Annotated in this window: 13 protein-coding genes; 2 read left to right on the forward strand and 11 right to left on the reverse strand. The window is 70.2% G+C overall.

The features are described from left to right. Positions 1 to 6 precede the first annotated feature (6 nt). Positions 7 to 576: a GPR1/FUN34/YaaH family transporter gene (locus tag ACIQUQ_RS17100; protein ID WP_403976639.1), complete on the forward strand. Its 570-nt coding sequence runs from the start codon at positions 7 to 9 to the stop codon at positions 574 to 576. Between the two features lie 97 nt (positions 577 to 673). Here ACIQUQ_RS17100 and glmS read toward each other — a convergent pair whose 3' ends face one another. After that, complete coding sequence (gene glmS / locus ACIQUQ_RS17105) at positions 674 to 2,491, reverse strand: glutamine--fructose-6-phosphate transaminase (isomerizing) (RefSeq protein WP_403976420.1); 1,818 nt, start codon at positions 2,489 to 2,491, stop codon at positions 674 to 676. A 53-nt stretch (positions 2,492 to 2,544) separates the two neighbouring features. Then, complete coding sequence (locus ACIQUQ_RS17110) at positions 2,545 to 2,820, reverse strand: hypothetical protein (protein ID WP_399950237.1); 276 nt, start codon at positions 2,818 to 2,820, stop codon at positions 2,545 to 2,547. Between the two features lie 151 nt (positions 2,821 to 2,971). Here ACIQUQ_RS17110 and ACIQUQ_RS17115 point away from each other — a divergent pair, with 151 nt between their 5' ends. After that, positions 2,972 to 4,558 (forward strand): beta-N-acetylhexosaminidase, encoded by a 1,587-nt coding sequence (locus tag ACIQUQ_RS17115; protein WP_403976422.1) that lies wholly within the window; start codon positions 2,972 to 2,974, stop codon positions 4,556 to 4,558. 187 nt (positions 4,559 to 4,745) lie between these two features. On the opposite strand, the gene ACIQUQ_RS17120 is transcribed toward ACIQUQ_RS17115, so the two are convergent. The 9 genes from ACIQUQ_RS17120 to ACIQUQ_RS17160 all read right to left on the reverse strand — a co-directional run bounded on the left by ACIQUQ_RS17120 (position 4,746) and on the right by ACIQUQ_RS17160 (position 16,329). Next, positions 4,746 to 6,527 carry an IucA/IucC family protein gene (locus tag ACIQUQ_RS17120; RefSeq protein WP_403976424.1) on the reverse strand — a complete coding sequence of 594 codons (1,782 nt, stop codon included), beginning with the start codon at positions 6,525 to 6,527 and terminating at the stop codon, positions 4,746 to 4,748. After that, entirely contained in the window at positions 6,524 to 7,114 is a 591-nt protein-coding gene (locus ACIQUQ_RS17125; protein WP_403976426.1) for a GNAT family N-acetyltransferase, read from the reverse strand. Before ACIQUQ_RS17125 ends, ACIQUQ_RS17120 begins: the two co-directional genes overlap by 4 nt. After that, positions 7,114 to 8,421, reverse strand: a complete 1,308-nt coding sequence (locus ACIQUQ_RS17130; protein WP_403976428.1) for a lysine N(6)-hydroxylase/L-ornithine N(5)-oxygenase family protein — start codon at positions 8,419 to 8,421, stop codon at positions 7,114 to 7,116. The genes ACIQUQ_RS17125 and ACIQUQ_RS17130 overlap by 1 nt, the downstream gene beginning before the upstream one ends. Further along, positions 8,405 to 9,892, reverse strand: coding sequence for a pyridoxal phosphate-dependent decarboxylase family protein (locus tag ACIQUQ_RS17135; RefSeq protein WP_403976641.1), 1,488 nt, complete (start codon positions 9,890 to 9,892; stop codon positions 8,405 to 8,407). The genes ACIQUQ_RS17130 and ACIQUQ_RS17135 overlap by 17 nt, the downstream gene beginning before the upstream one ends. Positions 9,893 to 10,054: 162 nt before the next feature. Further along, complete coding sequence (locus tag ACIQUQ_RS17140) at positions 10,055 to 10,921, reverse strand: siderophore-interacting protein (protein ID WP_403976430.1); 867 nt, start codon at positions 10,919 to 10,921, stop codon at positions 10,055 to 10,057. Between the two features lie 27 nt (positions 10,922 to 10,948). Next, positions 10,949 to 11,977 carry an ABC transporter substrate-binding protein gene (locus ACIQUQ_RS17145; RefSeq protein WP_403976432.1) on the reverse strand — a complete coding sequence of 343 codons (1,029 nt, stop codon included), beginning with the start codon at positions 11,975 to 11,977 and terminating at the stop codon, positions 10,949 to 10,951. A 185-nt stretch (positions 11,978 to 12,162) separates the two neighbouring features. After that, positions 12,163 to 14,073, reverse strand: a complete 1,911-nt coding sequence (locus tag ACIQUQ_RS17150; protein WP_403976434.1) for a hypothetical protein — start codon at positions 14,071 to 14,073, stop codon at positions 12,163 to 12,165. A gap of 166 nt (positions 14,074 to 14,239) precedes the next feature. Continuing rightward, positions 14,240 to 15,400, reverse strand: coding sequence for an acyl-CoA dehydrogenase family protein (locus ACIQUQ_RS17155; protein ID WP_403976436.1), 1,161 nt, complete (start codon positions 15,398 to 15,400; stop codon positions 14,240 to 14,242). A gap of 8 nt (positions 15,401 to 15,408) precedes the next feature. Further along, positions 15,409 to 16,329 carry a hydroxymethylglutaryl-CoA lyase gene (locus ACIQUQ_RS17160; RefSeq protein ID WP_403976643.1) on the reverse strand — a complete coding sequence of 307 codons (921 nt, stop codon included), beginning with the start codon at positions 16,327 to 16,329 and terminating at the stop codon, positions 15,409 to 15,411. Between the last annotated feature and the right edge of the window lie 14 nt (positions 16,330 to 16,343).

Raw genomic sequence — 16,343 nt, forward strand, 5'->3', positions numbered from 1 at the left:
CTGGCCGTGGACAACGACGTCTCCGCCGGGAGCAAGGCCACCACTTCCACCCTCGGGCACATCGCCCTGGGTCTGACCCTTCTCGCGTTCGGAATCGGCCACACCGGCGTCATCGACGGCGTGACCGCGGCCGACTCCGTCTCGCTCGCCACCTACGTCGGCGGGCTCACCCTCTTCGTGCTCGGCGTCCTCGAGTACCGCGGGGGCAACGGCTTCAACGGAACCGCCTTCGCCGGCCTCGGCGCCCTCTGGTTCACCTGGGCGAACGCGGCGGACGGCAAGGCCTCCGCGGACGCTGCCGGAACGTTTCTGGTCCTGTTCGCACTGCTCGCGCTGACCCTTGCGGCAGCGGCGCCCAGCGGACTCTTCAGCCAGGGCGTCTACGCCCTGCAGTTCCTCGCCCTCCTCCTGCTGGCGATATCCGCCCTCGCGGACGTCGGCTCCCTGGCCAAGGCGGGCGGCTGGGTCGCCGCCGTCGGCGGCCTGATGGCCTGGTACGGGGCCACGGCGGCGCTCACCGGCTGGCCGGCCTCGGTCCGCCGCACCTCCGGCAGCGGGGCGGTGGCCGCGAGCTGAGGCTCGTACACGCCCGGCACGAGCCCGTGCCGCCCGTGCAAAGGAAAGGGCCCCTCGTGCAGGAGCACGAGGGGCCCTTCCGCGTCCACCGTCGCGACTACTCGACGGTGACGGACTTCGCCAGGTTGCGCGGCTTGTCGATGTCCCGGCCCAGGTGCAGGGCGGTGTGGTACGCCAGCAGCTGGAGCGGGATGCCCATCAGGATCGGGTCGAGCTCGTCCTCGTTCTTCGGGACGACGATCGTGTGGTCGGCCTTCTCCTGCTCGGTGTGCGCGACCGCGAGGATCCGGCCGCTGCGGGCCTTGATCTCCTCCAGGGCGGCGCGGTTCTTCTCCAGCAGCGAGTCGCCCGGGACGATCGCGACGGTCGGCATGGCGGGCTCGATGAGGGCCAGCGGGCCGTGCTTGAGCTCGGAGGCCGGGTAGGCCTCGGCGTGGATGTAGGAGATCTCCTTGAGCTTCAGGGAGGCCTCCAGGGCGACCGGGTAGCCCCGGACGCGGCCGATGAACATCATCGACTTGGCCTCGGCGTACTCGGCGGCCAGCTTCTTGATGTCCTCCTCGCCCTCCAGGATCTCCTGGATCTGGGCGGGCAGCTTGCGCAGCCCCTCGATGATCCGCTTGCCGTCGGCGACGGACAGGTCGCGGATGCGGCCCAGGTGCAGCGCGAGCAGCGCGAAGGCGACGACCGTGTTGGTGAAGCACTTGGTGGAGACGACGCAGACCTCCGGGCCGGCGTGCACGTACACGCCGCCGTCGGCCTCGCGGGCGATGGCCGAGCCGACCACGTTGACCACACCGAGGACGCGGGCGCCCTTGCGCTTCAGCTCCTGGACGGCCGCCAGCACGTCGTACGTCTCACCGGACTGGGAGACGGCGATGTAGAGGGTGTCGGGGTCCACGACCGGGTTGCGGTAGCGGAACTCGGAGGCCGGCTCGGAGTCGGCGGGGATGCGGGCCAGGCCCTCGATGAGCGAGGCGCCGATCATGCCGGCGTGGTACGAGGTGCCGCAGCCGAGGATCTTCACGCGGCGGATGCCGCGGGCCTCGCGGGCGTCGAGGTTCAGGCCGCCCAGGTGGACGGTGGAGAACTTCTCGTCGATGCGGCCGCGCAGCACGCGGTCGACCGCGTCGGGCTGCTCGCAGATCTCCTTGTGCATGTACGTGTCGTGGCCGCCCATGTCGTAGGAGGCGGCCTCCCACTCCACGGTCTCGGGGGTGGCGGTGGTGCGCGTGCCCGAGGTCGTGTAGGTGCGGAAGTCGTCGGCCTTCAGGGTGGCCATCTCGCCGTCTTCGAGGGTCACGACCTGACGGGTGTGGGCGATCAGCGCGGCCACGTCGGAGGCGACCAGCATCTCCTTCTCGCCGATGCCGAGGATGACCGGGGAGCCGTTGCGGGCCACGACGATGCGGTCGGCGAAGTCGGAGTGCATGACGGCGATGCCGTAGGTGCCCTCGATCTGCTTGACGGCCTCGCGGACCTTCTCCTCCAGGGAGTCGGCCTGGGAGCGGGCGATCAGGTGGGTGATGACCTCGGTGTCGGTCTCGGAGGCGAAGACCACGCCCTCGGACTCGAGCTTGGCGCGCAGCTCGGCGGCGTTGTCGACGATGCCGTTGTGGACGACGGCGACCTTGTTCTCGGGGTCCAGGTGCGGGTGCGAGTTCACGTCGCTCGGCGCGCCGTGGGTGGCCCAGCGGGTGTGCGCGATGCCGGTGGTGCCCGCGAACCGCTTGGGGACGCGGGACTCCAGCTCACGGACGCGGCCCTTGGCCTTGACGACCTTCAGGGCCGTCGCCTTGGGGCTGTTGACGACGATGCCTGCCGAGTCGTAGCCCCGGTACTCCAGCCGCTGCAGTCCTTCGAGCAGCAGCGGAGCCACGTCGCGCTTGCCGATGTAACCGACGATTCCGCACATGAAGTGTTAACCCCTCCGAAGTTCTGGGTGTGCCCGCTGGTGGCAGGGACGTTTCAGCCGTAGACGATGCGGCGCAGCTGCCGGAGCGACAGCTCCGGTGGCGCCACGGCGCGGTGCGGGAGCTCGCCCGCGATCCGTTCGAAGATCTCCGCGTTCACCGAGCCGCCGGCCTGCAGCTCGCGGTGGCGGCGGCGGACGAACTCCTCGGTCGTCTCGTCGAAGTACGCCAGCACGTCGAGCACCACCCGGGCGGCCTCCCCGCGCTGGAGCGCGGTGCTGCGCACCAGGTGGTCGACGAGGTCGTCATGCGACGGGCGGCGATCGAGCACCCGTAGATATTGGAGGGTGGAGGGGGTGGAACGCAATATTCCTGCCCGATTTCGGGCAGGGAGCGGCAGGTATGGACCAACTGGATGGACTCGAAGGGTCCATCCGGGGGCCTTCCCGTGCACCGTCGGCCCGTGCCCTATACCTGGTCGGATGAGATTCCTGCGTGCCCTCGGCGCCCTGCTGGCCTGCGCGGCCCTGTCGGTCTCCTGCACGGACGCCCGGGCGGGCTCGGGCGCCGGGGCGCCGGGCGCGCCGGCCGAGCTGTCGGCGTACGAGCGCATCGTCCCGGCACCGGCCCGTACCGCCCCCGGCGGCCCCGGGTACCGGCTGTCCGCGGCCACCGTGATCCGCACCACCGCGGGCTCCCGCGAGGCGCGGGGCGTCGGGGAGCTGCTGGCCGCGGCGCTGCGGCCGGCGACCGGGCTGCCGCTGCGGGTCAGCGGCACCGACGCGGCCGGGGCGGCCGGCGGGGTGCGGCTGCGGCTGGACCCGGCGGCGGGCGCGTACGGGGAGGAGGGCTACCGGCTCCAGGCGGACGGGGAGGGCGTGACCGTCAGCGCCTACCGGCCCGCCGGGCTGTTCCGCGGCGCGCAGACGCTGCGGCAGCTGGTGCCGGCCGAGGGGGCGCCGGTGGTGGCGGGCGGCTCGGTCTCGGACGCGCCGAGGTTCGGGTACCGGGGGGCGATGGTCGACGTCGCGCGGCACTTCTTCACCGTCGCGCAGGTGAAGCGGTACGTGGACCAGCTGGCCCTGTACAAGATCAACGTCCTGCACCTGCACCTCACCGACGACCAGGGCTGGCGGCTGGCCGTCGACTCCTGGCCGCGGCTGGCCACGTACGGCGGGGCCAGTGAGGTCGGCGGCGGCCCGGGCGGCCACTGGACCAAGGACGAGTACCGGGACCTGGTCCGCTACGCGGGCGAGCGGTACATGGAGGTGGTCCCGGAGATCGACATGCCGGGCCACACCAACGCGGCCCTGGCCTCGTACGCCGAGCTGAACTGCTCCGGCGTCGCGCCCGCCCGCTACACCGGCATCAAGGTGGGCTTCAGCTCGCTCTGCGTCGGCAAGGAGCGGACGTACGAGTTCGTCGCCGACGTGCTGCGCGAGGTGGCCGCCCTGACGCCCGGCCGCTGGCTGCACATCGGCGGCGACGAGGCCCACTCGACCCCGCACGACCAGTACGCGTCCTTCATGGCGCGGGCCCAGGCGGCCGTGGGGGACACCGGCAAGAAGGTGATGGCCTGGCACCAGCTGGCGGGCGCGGAGCCGGTGCAGGGCGCGGTGCTGCAGTGGTGGGGCACGGACAAGACGAAGGCCGCCGAGAAGGAGCAGGTCGCGGCCGCGGTGCGGAAGGGCGCGAAGCTCGTGGTCTCGCCCGCGGACCGCGCGTACCTCGACATCAAGTACGACGCCGCCACGAAGCCGGGGCTGAGCTGGCCGGGCTACGTGCCGGTGAAGCGGGCGTACGAGTGGGATCCGGGCACGCACCTGCCGGGCGTGCCGGAGTCGGCGGTGCTGGGGGTGGAGGCCCCGCTGTGGACGGAGGTCATCGCGACCCCGGCCGAGCTGGACCACATGGCCTTCCCGCGGGTGATCGGGGTGGCGGAGCTGGGCTGGTCGCCGGCCGCCGCCCTCTCCTGGGACGCGTACCGCCTCCGCCTGGCCGCCCAGGGACCCGTCCTGACGAAGCTGGGCATCGCCTTCTACCGCTCGCCGGACGTGCCGTGGCTGTAGGCCGGGCCGTCCGCCCGGCCGGGTCCGGAACGCAGGAGGAGCGGCCCGCCGGCCGTCAGCGGGGGCTGACGGGAGGCGGGCCGCTCCGGTCGTTCCCCGGGCCGGGGGACCGTACCCCGGACCCGGGAGACGCACGGGGGCGGGCCCGCGGAGAGGGCCGGTGGACTCCGCGGGCCGCCCCCCGCTCTCAGCGGCGCGCGAAGGGCGCCACGGGGTTGGGCAGCGTGCCGACCAGCTGGAGCGCGGCCGACGGGTCGGACAGGTCGACCATCTGCTTGTTGTTGCGCAGCTGGAGGCGGTTGAGGCAGGAGAGCTGGAACTCCTCCGCGAAGAAGTCGTACCGCTCGAACTTCTCGGCCAGGGCCGGCACGGACTCCTGGTAGTCGTGGGCGCAGTCGGCCACGGCCCGCCAGAACGTCTCCTCGGTGCAGATCCCCTCGGTGACGAGGATCGAGGAGAGGAAGCGGAAGAAGCAGTCGAAGACGTCCGTGAAGACGGAGAGGAGCTTCATGTCCTCCGGGACGTCCGCGCGGATCCGCTCCACCTGCGGCGGCAGCACGGCCTCCGCGTCCATGATGACGATCTCCTCGGCGATGTCCTTGAAGATCGCCCGCTGCACCACGCCGTCCTTGATCACCAGGATGGTGTTCTCGCCGTGCGGCATGTACGCGAGGTCGTACCGGTAGAAGCAGTGGACCAGCGGGAGGAGGTAGGCCCGCAGGTACGGCTTCAGCCACTCCGCCGGCGTGAGGCCGGACTCCTCGATGAGGGCGCCGACGAAGGACCTGCCCTCCGAGTCGACGTGCAGCAGCGAGGCCATCGTGGCCAGGCGCTCGCCGTCCGCCAGCGAGTTCACGGGCGACTCGCGCCAGAGCGCGGCCAGCATCTTGCGGTACGGCGAGTAGCGGTCGGTGGCGCGCTCGTACTGGAGGTGCCGGTAGCCGATGGCGGCCCGCTCGCGGATGATCGAGAAGTCGACCGACCGCAGCACCTCGTCCGACTCGATCAGCGCGTGCAGCCAGTCGTTGATCGCCGGAGTGGCCTCCATGTAGGCCGCCGACAGGCCCCGCATGAAGCCCATGTTCAGGACGGAGATGGCCGTCTTGACGTAGTGCTTGGTGGGGGTGGTGGTGTTGAAGAAGGTGCGGATCGACTGCTGCGGCAGGTACGCGTCCTCGCCCTCGCCCAGCAGGACCAGGCGGCGGTTGGCGATCTCCGCGGCGAAGGTGACCGTGGTCTTGTTCCACCACTGCCAGGGGTGCACCGGGAAGAGGTGGTAGTCCGCCGGGTCGAGGCCCAGGGACGTCAGTTTCGCCGCGAACAGGTCCACCGCGGCGTCGCCCAGCTCCGCGCGCATGAAGCTGTCGTGCTCCAGGCCGGCGCCCGCGGTGAAGGTGGAGACGTCCTTGTGCGCCGCCGCCCAGATCAGGTGGACCGGGCTCGCGGCCTCCGGGGCGTACGAGTGGTACTCGTGCACGCCGAAGCCGAGCCGGCCGTTGTTGGCGACGAAGCAGGGGTGGCCCTCGGTCATGCCGGTCTCGATGTCCTGGAACGAGGACTTGGCGAGGACGGCCGAGGAGACCTGCGGCTTGGCGTACTTGTAGGCGGAGCCGGCCAGCGTGGAGGAGATCTCCTCCAGGTAGACCGGGAGGACCTCCGCGCTCAGGCCCAGGGTCTGCTGGAACTCGATGTGGAAGTCGATGGCGTCCAGCGGCTGCGGCTCGCCGTCGCGCAGGCGGGTGACCGTGGCCTCGTCCACCGCCCAGTGGTCCAGGGCCTGCCGGTCTGCCCGGAAGTGGTACTCGACCGTGCCGTCGTCGGAGACGACCGAGTAGCGGTCGTCTCCGAGGGACTCCGGCGTCAGCAGGCGCTCGTGGGAGAACTCCGCGAGGGCCTTGCGGACCAGCGCGCGGTTGGCGCGCAGCCACAGCTCGGGGGAGAGGTGGGTGATCGCGTCGGCGGGGCTCATATGGACACCTCGGCGAAGATGCCGGTGGCGGACTCGAACTGCGCGCGGGTGCAGAAGGACAGCAGGGCCGTCTTCTCCGGCTTCTCGACCTCGCGCTCGGGGACGAACCCGACCGCCTCGTTGAGGGCGTGGACGGCCTTGTTGCGGACGTCCGGCTCCACGACGACCCGCCGGGTGGCGGCGTCGTCGAAGAGGGCGGCCATGACCGTGGTGATGACGGCCCGGGTGAAGCCGGACCGCGGGGTGTCGGTCGGGGCGACCAGGAAGTGCATGCCGACGTCGCCGGGCTCGGCGTCGTACAGGCCGACCAGCTCCAGCTCGCTCGGGTCGTACCGCTCCATGAGGAAGGCCGGCTCGCCGTCGTGGAGGCCGATGAAGGCGTCGTGGTGCTCGGCCGCGGCGATCCGCATGTACTCGCGCTCGACGTCCGGCAGGGAGGAGTCCTGCATCATCCAGAACGCGGCCTTGGGGTGGGTGACCCAGCCGTGCAGCAGCTCCGCGTCCGCGAACGGGTCGAGCGGGCGGACCGAGAACGTGCCGAGGGCGTCGTCCGTCCGCGAGAAGAGGATCTCGGGGGTGGTGCTCATCAGAGGGTGCCTTCCGGGGCGGTGAACTGCTGGAACGCGATGGACTTCTCGACCTTGTAGTGCTCGCGGCCGAGCAGCTCTCCGACGATGTACGCGTTGCGGTACGCCGCCATGCCCAGGTCGGGCGAGGTGAGTGAGTGGTTGTGGGTGGTGCCGTTCTGCAGGTAGACGCCACGGCCGGTGGTGTCCACGCTGTAGTTGCGGGCGGCGTCCAGGCGGCCGCGGCCGTCGAAGTTCAGGCGGTCCCGGACGGGGTTCAGGAAGTCCGGGGTGGCGTACTTGTAGCCGGTGGCCAGGACCAGGCCCTCCGTCGCCAGGGAGAAGTCGCGCTCCTGCTCCTCCTGGCGCAGCCCCAGCGTGTACGTGCCGGTGGTGGTGTCGTACGCGGCGCTGTTGAGGGAGGTGTTGGTGAGCAGGGTGGTCGGGACCGGGCCCGGCATGGAGACCTTCTTCTGGTAGAGCAGGTCGAAGATCTCGTTGATGAGGTCGCCGTCGATGCCCTTGAAGAGGTTCTTCTGCTGGGTCTCCAGGCGGTACCGGGTGTCCTCGGGGAGGGCGTGGAAGTAGTCCACGTACTCCGGGGAGGTCATCTCCAGGGTGAGCTTGGTGTACTCCAGGGGGAAGAAGCGCGGGGACCGGGTCACCCAGTTGAGCTGGTAGCCGTGGGAGTCGATCTCCGACAGGAGGTCGTGGTAGATCTCGGCCGCACTCTGGCCCGAGCCGATCAGGGTGATCGACTTCTTCTTCTGGAGCTCCGCCTTGTTCTGGACGTAGACGGAGTTGTGGATGAAGTCGCCGCCCAGGCCGTCGCAGGCGTCGGGGACGTGCGGCGGGGTGCCGGTGCCGAGGACCAGGCGGCGGGCCGTGTAGGTGTCGCCCTTGTCCGTGTGGACCTCGTACAGCTCCGCGGCCTCGTCGTAGGTGACCTCGGTGACCGAGGTGGAGTACAGGACGTTGTCCAGGCGGTCGGCGGCCCAGCGGCAGTAGTCGTTGTACTCCGTGCGCAGCGGGTAGAAGTTCTCCCGGATGTAGAAGGAGTACAGCCGGTCCTTGTCCTTCAGGTAGTTGAGGAAGGAGAAGGGGGAGGTCGGGTCGGCCAGCGTGACCAGGTCCGACATGAACGGCGTCTGCAGGTGCGCGCCGTCCAGGAACATCCCGGCGTGCCACTCGAAGTGCGGCTTCGACTCGATGAACAGGCCGTTCAGCTCGTCGAGGGGAGCCGTCAGGCAGGCGAGGCCCAGGTTGAACGGGCCGAGGCCGATGCCGACGAAGTCGAGGGGCCGGCGGGGCTCACGAGGCGTGGACAAGGGATTCTCCCAGGTACTGCTCGGCGTGGGACGCGAGGAGGTCGAGGACGGCCGCGATGTCGGCCGTCGTGGTCTGCGGGTTGAGGAGGGTGAACTTCAGGTACTGGGCGCCGTCGACCTTGGTGCCGGCGACGACGGCCTCGCCGGAGGCGAACAGGGCCTTGCGGGCGTGCAGGTTGGCCTCGTCGATCTGCTCGGTCGTGAAGGCGCTGCGGTCGGCCGGCAGGTAGCGGTAGACCAGGGTGGACAGCTGGGGCCGTACGACGACCTCGAAGCGGGGGTCGGTGGCGAGCAGCCCGTAGCCCTCGGAGGCGAGGGTGACGACCTGGTCGAAGAGCTCGCCGATTCCGTCGGCGCCCATGGTGCGCAGGGTCATCCACAGCTTGAGGGCGTCGAACCGGCGGGTGGTCTGGATGGACTTGTCGACCTGGTTCGGGATCCGCTCCTCGGCCATGCGGCGCGGGTTGAGGTAGTCCGCGTAGAACGTCGCGTGCTGGAGGGTGTCGCGGTCGCGGACCAGCATCGCGCTGGAGGACACCGGCTGGAAGAAGGACTTGTGGTAGTCCACGGTGACCGAGTCGGCGAGCTCGATGCCGTCGAGGAGGTGCCGGCGGGTGGGGGAGACCAGCAGTCCGCAGCCGTACGCGGCGTCCACGTGCATCCAGGTGGCGTGCTCGGCGGCCAGGCGGGCGATCTCGGGGAGCGGGTCGATGGACCCGAAGTCGGTGGTGCCGGCGGTGGCGACGACGGCCATCGGGTACAGCCCGTCGCGGCGGCAGTTCTCCAGCTCCAGGGCGAGGGCCGCGGTGTTCATCCGCTTGTCGGCGTCGACCGGGACGGGGATGACGGCCTCGTAGCCCAGGCCGAGCATGGCGGCCGACTTCTTCACGCTGAAGTGGCTGACCTCGGAGGTGAAGATGCGCAGTTTCGGCAGCAGTTCGGCCTTGGGGAGCGGGACGTCGCTGTTCTGCATCGCGATCCGGCAGGCCTCGTCGCGGGCCAGCAGCAGCGCGTGGAAGTTGGACTGGCTGCCGCCGGAGGTGAACACGCCGTCGGCGGAAGGGCCGAAGCCGATGCGGCCGGCGGTCCAGTCGATCAGGCGGCGCTCGATGAGCGTGCCGCCGATGGACTGGTCCCAGGTGTCCAGCGAGGAGTTGACGGCGGAGAGGATCGCCTCGCCGAGCACGGCGGGGATGACCACCGGGCAGTTGAGGTGGCCCAGGTAGCGCGGGTGGTGGAAGTACACCGCGTCCCGCAGGTAGACGTCCTCCAGCTCGTCCAGCACGGCGGCCGGGTCGGCGAGGGGGCGGTCCAGGTCGATGCCCGCGATGACCGGGGTGAGTTCGTCGACGGAGATGCCGGTGTGGGGCTTCTCGGTGGACGCGAGTTTCGCGGCCACGCGTTCGACGCCCTCGGTCACGGAACGCCGGTAGTCAGCGGCGGTCGTCTCGTTGAGCAGATGCTGGCGCATCGACATCGAACTGGTCCTCCGGGGCAGGGGGGCGGGGGGCGGTGATGCGTGACTAAGGTTAGCCTAACCTTAGTTGTATGCAAAACACGTAGGGCCCCGGTGAAAACCGGGGCCCTACGTGTGAACTGCCTTACAGGGAGCGGGAGTTGCAGGGGAGTGCCACTACAGCGCGGACTCGGGATCCTCGCTGGGCGCCTGGCCCGCGTAGGCCTCCGCCAGCAGCTGCTCCTCGCTGGCGCCGAGGCGCCAGTAACCCGTGAAGCGCACCGACTTGCGGTCGACGGAACGTTCCTGCACGAAGTGGCGCCGGACCGACCTCACGGTGCCCGCCTCGCCGGCGAGCCAGACGTACGGGGTGCCCTCGGGGAGGTCGGCCTTCCGTGCCGCGGCCAGGACGTGCTCCGCGCGCCCGGCGCCCTGCTCCTCCCGCACGACCCAGGCGATCTCGGTGTCCGCGGGGGCGGACAGCGCGATCCGGTCGTCCTCGTGCGGGACCTCGAACCAGGCGCGCACGCGGACGTCCGCGGGGAGCCGGTCCAGGATGGCCGCGGCCGCCGGGAGGGCGGTCTCGTCGGCGTACATGAGCACCAGGTCCGCGTCCGCCGGGCGCTGGAAGCGCACCGACTTGTTCTCCGCGACCCGCGGCCCGATCGCCATGATCCGGCTGCCCGGCACGGCGCGGCCCGCCCAGTTGGAGGCGGGGGAGGAGTCCCCGTGGAGGACGAAGTCGATGTCGACCTCGTCCGCGCCCCCGGGGGTGCGGCGTTGCTCCCGCACCGTGTACGAGCGCATCACCGGCCGCTCCTCCTCCGGCATCCCGCGCCAGTCGCCGAACCACGTGTCCCCGGCGGTGGAGGGGAGTTCGGTGTGCTCCCGGTGCGGCTGCGGGAGGAAGAGCGAGAGGCTCTGGTCGAAGCCTCCGGAGCGGAAGTCCCGGAGGGACTCACCGCCGAACGTGACGCGCAGGAACGAGTGGCCGAGCCTGCGCGTGCGCAGCACCTCGAACTCGAAGAAGCCGAAGTCGGTCATGGCGGTGGGTCCCCCTCAGAGCTCGGGTCAGCCGACCTTCTTGGACTTCTCGATCGCGGCGGCCAGGTCCTCGAGGATCGGGGCGCACTTGTCGTACGAGAAGATCGGCTCGGTCACGCGCGGGAAGACCTGACCGGCCTTGACGGCGGGCAGCTGGGCCCAGGTGGGCTTGGCCTTCAGGTCGTTCGGCTGGAGGGTGCCCGTGCGGTTGTCCAGGATGATGATGTCGGCCTTGTACTTGCCGGCGTTCTCCCAGGACAGCTCCTCGAAGAAGCCCTCCTTGTTGACCTTCGGCTCGATGAAGGTCAGGCCCAGCTCCTGGAAGTAGCGGGTGTCGGCGTTCGGGCCGGCGGCCGAGACGTAGAACAGGTCGGCACTGCCGGAACCGATGAGGATCTTCAGGCCGGGGTTGGCCTTGGCGGCGGAGCGCAGGCGCTCGGCGGCCTTCTCGAAGCGGGCCTTGGCGTCGGTGACGTTCTTGGCCTTCAGGTCGGCGCCCAGGCTGGCGGCGAGCTGCGCGTGGCGGTCGATGACCTTCGGGATGGTGGTGTCCGCGGCCCACAGGGCGACGCTCGGGGCCAGCTTGAGGATCTTGTCCTTGGACTCGTCCGGCACGTACCAGAGCTGGTCCTTGATCCACATGTTGGTGACGAGCAGCTCGGGCTTCAGGGCCGCGTACTTCTCGACATTGAACTCGCCCCAGACGTTGCCCAGGATCTCGACCTTGGAGATGTCCATGGTGCCGGCCTGCACGTCGGGCTTGCCGTCGGCGGTCTTGGTCGGGCCGAAGACGCCCTTGACCTGGATGCCGAAGTCGTGGAGCGCGGCGGCGGTGCCGGTGAAGGCGACGATGTTCTTCGGGGTGGCCTTCGAGGTCACGTTGGTGCCGCGGTCGTCCTTGAAGGACCAGGGGCCCTTGTCGGACGTGGTGCCGCCGTTGCCCTTGTCCTTTTTGTCGCCGTCCCCGCACGCGGCCAGCACGGCACCGAGGCCGAGGACGCCGCCCGCGGCGAGGATGCCGCGACGGGAGAGGTGAGCAGCTCGGGACTGGGGCATGTCGGTGTCCGCTTTCGTACGTGTCCTTGCGACCTGATGGCCGGTTCGGGACGTAGGTTAGCCTAACCTCAGCCGTTCTGGGTAAGGGGGGCCTTACTTTTTCCGCGAAACGCGGAGAGGGCCCTCCACTTGGGGTGGAGGGCCCTCTCGCGGTTCAGCTCTTGAGGGTCAGGATCCGACCGGCGTCACGGGTGGTCGATCACGTTGAGCGTCGAGTGCTCCGTAGCGCACGGGCTGGCGGCCGGCTCGTGGTTGGCGTCACCGGAGTAGATGACGCGCCAGGCGTAGTCGCCGTCGTTGGCGGTGTCGATGCTGAACGTGGTGTTGTTCGTCGCCGCCTGACCGTTCACCAGCGGCACGTTCTCCTCCTCGTACGCCGGGACCGGCGCGGAGCAGGTGAGGTCGCCGGGGCCGAAGAGGCGGAAGGTGACCGTGCCGGTCGGCGTGCCGCCCGCGGAGGCGCTGACGGTGACCGAGTCCTGCGGGAAGAACTCCTGCGCGGTGGCGACGGTCGCACCGGCGCGGCCCACGACGAGCTGCTCGGAGGCGCACAGGCTCATCGCGGCCTCGTTGTTGGCGTCACCGCTGTAGACGGCCTGCCAGTAGAAGGTGCCCACGGTGTTGAACTGCAGCGAGTTCGAGTCCGGGACGACGCCGTTGGTGACGGTCTTGGTGCCGGCGTCACGGGCGCCCTGCGTGCACGCCATGTCCGTGTAGACGGTGTAGGTGACGGTGCCGCCCGCGTTGGCGCTGGCGCCGTTCAGGGTGGCGGAGTCGGTCACCGAGCCACCGATGGTGATCGTCTCGTCGGACAGCACGGTCGTGATCGTCGGCCGGGCCTTGTCGACCACGCTGGTCTCGTTGGCGTCACCGCAGGAGGTGGCTGCCGGGGAGTTGTTGGCGTCGCCGCTGTACGAGGCGGTCCAGTAGTACGAGCCCACGGCGGTGGGGGTGAACTCCGGCGAGTGGTACGTGCCGGGGCCGTTCACCGTCTCCACGGAGCCGCCGGTGAAGACCTGGTTCGTGCACTGGGCGTCGCTGTAGGCGCGGAAGGTGAGGGTGCCGCCCGCATTGGCGCTGACGCCGCCCAGGACGGCGGTGTCGCTGATGGCGCTGCCGACCGTCACGGGGCCCGACGCGGTGGTGATCAGGGAGGCGCAGTTCGTGATCTGGACCGGGGTCGGGTCGATGAAGTCCTTCAGCTCGGAGTTGAAGGAGTCCGAGGAGCGGCTCTTCACGTACGCCGAACCGAAGGTCCGGCACGAGGTGCCGGGCGGGAAGATCGCGTCGAACGAGATGGCCGCCTCACCGAAGGTGAAGGGGTCCAGCTGGCCGAGGGAGCCGGCCTGGTTCGCGGGGATCGTGCTGCTGTTGACGGAGCCCACCGCGAGGGGGTTCGCACCGCCGGTGATGACCGTCGGGCCGCCCCAGGCGGTACCGCTCCAGGTGCGGATGGAGATGGTCGGGACCGTGCCGCCCTGGGAGAGGTCGTACGTGATCAGCTTGTCACCCGCGGTGCGGACCGGCGTCGCGGTCTCGCTGGGACCGTTGTTGGCGCAGTTCGTGGGGTTGGGCGGGACCGCAGCCGGGTTGCAGAACTTCTGGTTGAGCTCGAAGTCCATGTTCGTGGTGCCCGACGGGCTGTTGATCCGGCGCCAGAACAGCTCCAGGAACTTCGGGGTCGTGTCCGCCTCGGTGAACACGCCGAAGTTCAGCAGGTCGCTCTTGTTGGGCGGGATCGAGCCGAAGACGATCGTCGGGTTCGGGTCGTCCTCCTTCGAACCCTGGCCGAACGAGTTGTCGGTGCGCCCGCTGGGGCGGTCGTTCTTCACGATGGCGCCGGACCGGAACGCGGTGCCGGTGCCGCCGGTCAGCCAGTCGATGCAGTTCACGCCACCGTTGACGATGAGGTTGGCGTTCGTGTCGATCTCGAAGTGGCTGCCCGACAGCACGGTCGCCGTCGTGCAGGTCTGGAGCGCGGCCGCGTTGGCGGCCACCGTCGCGGGGACGGCGAAGGAGGTGAAGAGCGAGGCGGCGACTACCGCGGTCCTGAGCCGGTTCCTGCGGGACCGGGGCGGCAGCACGGATCTGATCACTACGGTTTCTCCTCGGATGTGAGGCCGGTGCGCGCCGAGGAACGTAGCAAGTCAAAAACCCTCAAATCGCGCGACACACTGTGGTCGCGAAATGGCGATATTTGCCCATTGATATGCAGAAACGGCCCGTGTGGGGGACACGGGCCGTTCCGGAGTGCGGGTGGGATCAGGCGGTGAAGCCCAGCTCCCGGGCGATCAGCATGCGCTGCACCTCGCTGGTGCCCTCGCCGATCTCCAGGATCTTCGAGTCGCGCCACATGCGGGCCACCGGGTACTCGTTCATGAAGCCGTAGCCGCCGTGGATCTGCGTGGCGTCCCGGGCGTTGTCGACGGCGACCGTGGAGGAGTACAGCTTCGCGATGGCCGCCTCCTTCTTGAACGGCTCGCCGGCCACCAGCCGGGAGGCCGCGTCACGCCAGCCGATGCGGGCCATGTGGGCGCGCATCTCCATGTCGGCCAGCTTGAACTGGATGGCCTGGTTGTCGCCGATCGGCTTGCCGAAGGCGTGCCGCTCCTTGGCGTACTTCACCGACTCGTCCACACAGCCCTGCGCCAGACCGGTGGCCAGCGCCGCGATGGCGATCCGGCCCTCGTCGAGGATGCGCAGGAACTGGGCGTAGCCGCGGCCCTCCTCGCCCACCAGGTTGGCCACCGGCACCCGGACGTCGTCGAAGGACAGCTCACGGGTGTCCGAGGCGTTCCAGCCGACCTTCGAGTAGGGGGCCGCGACGGTGAAGCCCGGGGTGCCGGACGGGACGATGATCGAGGAGATCAGCGGGCGGCCGTCGGGCTTCCGGCCGGTCACCGCGGTGACCGTGACCAGGCCCGTGATGTCCGTGCCGGAGTTGGTGATGAAGCACTTCGAGCCGTTGATGACCCACTCGTCGCCGTCCCGGACGGCCGTGGTGCGGGTGCCGCCCGCGTCGCTGCCCGCGCCCGGCTCGGTCAGGCCGAACGCGCCCAGCACCTCGCCGGAGCACAGCTTCGGCAGCCACTCGCGCTTCTGCTCGTCAGTGCCGAAGAGGTACAGCGGCATGGCGCCGAGCGAGACGCCGGCCTCCAGCGTGATGGCGACCGACGAGTCGACCCGGGCGAGCTCCTCCAGGGCGATGCCGAGCGCGAGGTAGTCGCCGCCCATGCCGCCGTACTCCTCCGGGAAGGGCAGGCCGAACAGGCCCATGCGCCCCATCTCGCGGACGATCTCGTACGGGAACTCGTGGCGCTCGTAGAAGTCGCCGATCTTGGGGGCGACGACGTCGTGGGCGAACTCCTCCACCGTGCGGCGGAGTTCCTCGTGCTCGGGGGTGAGCCGGTGGTCGAGGGACATGGCTTGGGTCACTCCTTGTGGGAGAGGGCGCGGACGGTACGGGAGGGGCTGGGCCGGCCCAGCCGGTCTGCCATCCACACGCTCGTGGCGGTGAGCTTGGCGAGGTCGACACCGGTCTCGACGCCGAGGCCGTCGAGCATCCACACCAGGTCCTCGGTGGCGAGGTTCCCGGTCGCGCTCTTCGCGTACGGGCAGCCGCCCAGGCCGCCCGCGGAGGAGTCGACCGTGGTGACGCCGTGCTGGAGGGCGGCGAGGGTGTTCGACAGGGCCTGGCCGTAGGTGTCGTGGAAGTGCACACCGATGCGCTCGGTGCCGACGCCGGCCGCGTTGAGCTCCCCGAGGAGGGCGCGTACGTGGCCGGGGGTGGCGACGCCGATGGTGTCGCCCAGGCTCAGCTCGTCGCAGCCCAGGTCCAGCAGGGCCTTGGCGACGCGGACGACCTGAGGGACGGGCACGGCGCCCTCCCAGGGGTCGCCGAAGCACATCGAGAGGTAGCCGCGGACGTGCATCCCGTCGGCCTTCGCCCGGCTGACCACGGGCTCGAACATGGCCAGGGAGTCCGCGACGGTGCGGTTGAGGTTGCGCTGCGCGAAGGTCTCCGTGGCCGAGCCGAAGACCGCGATGCGGGTGGCGCCCAGCTCGCGGGCGCGGTCCAGGCCGCGCTCGTTGGGCACCAGCACCGGCAGGGCCACCCCGTCGAGGTCCGCGAGCTGCGGGAACAGCTGCTCGGCGTCGGCCAGCTGGGGCACCCACTTGGGGTGCACGAAGCTGGTGGCCTCGACGGTGGTCAGCCCCGCGTCGGCGAGCCGGCGGATGAACTCCGCCTTCACCTCGGTGGGGACGGTGCCCTTCTCGTTCTGCAGCCCGTCCCGGGCACCGACCTCGTGGATCCGCACCCGCGCGGGCAGGCCGGGGTCCGGCACGGCCATGGGCAGTCCGGTGG

The organism is Streptomyces sp. NPDC101118, from assembly GCF_044759445.1.
GTDB lineage: Bacteria > Actinomycetota > Actinomycetes > Streptomycetales > Streptomycetaceae > Streptomyces.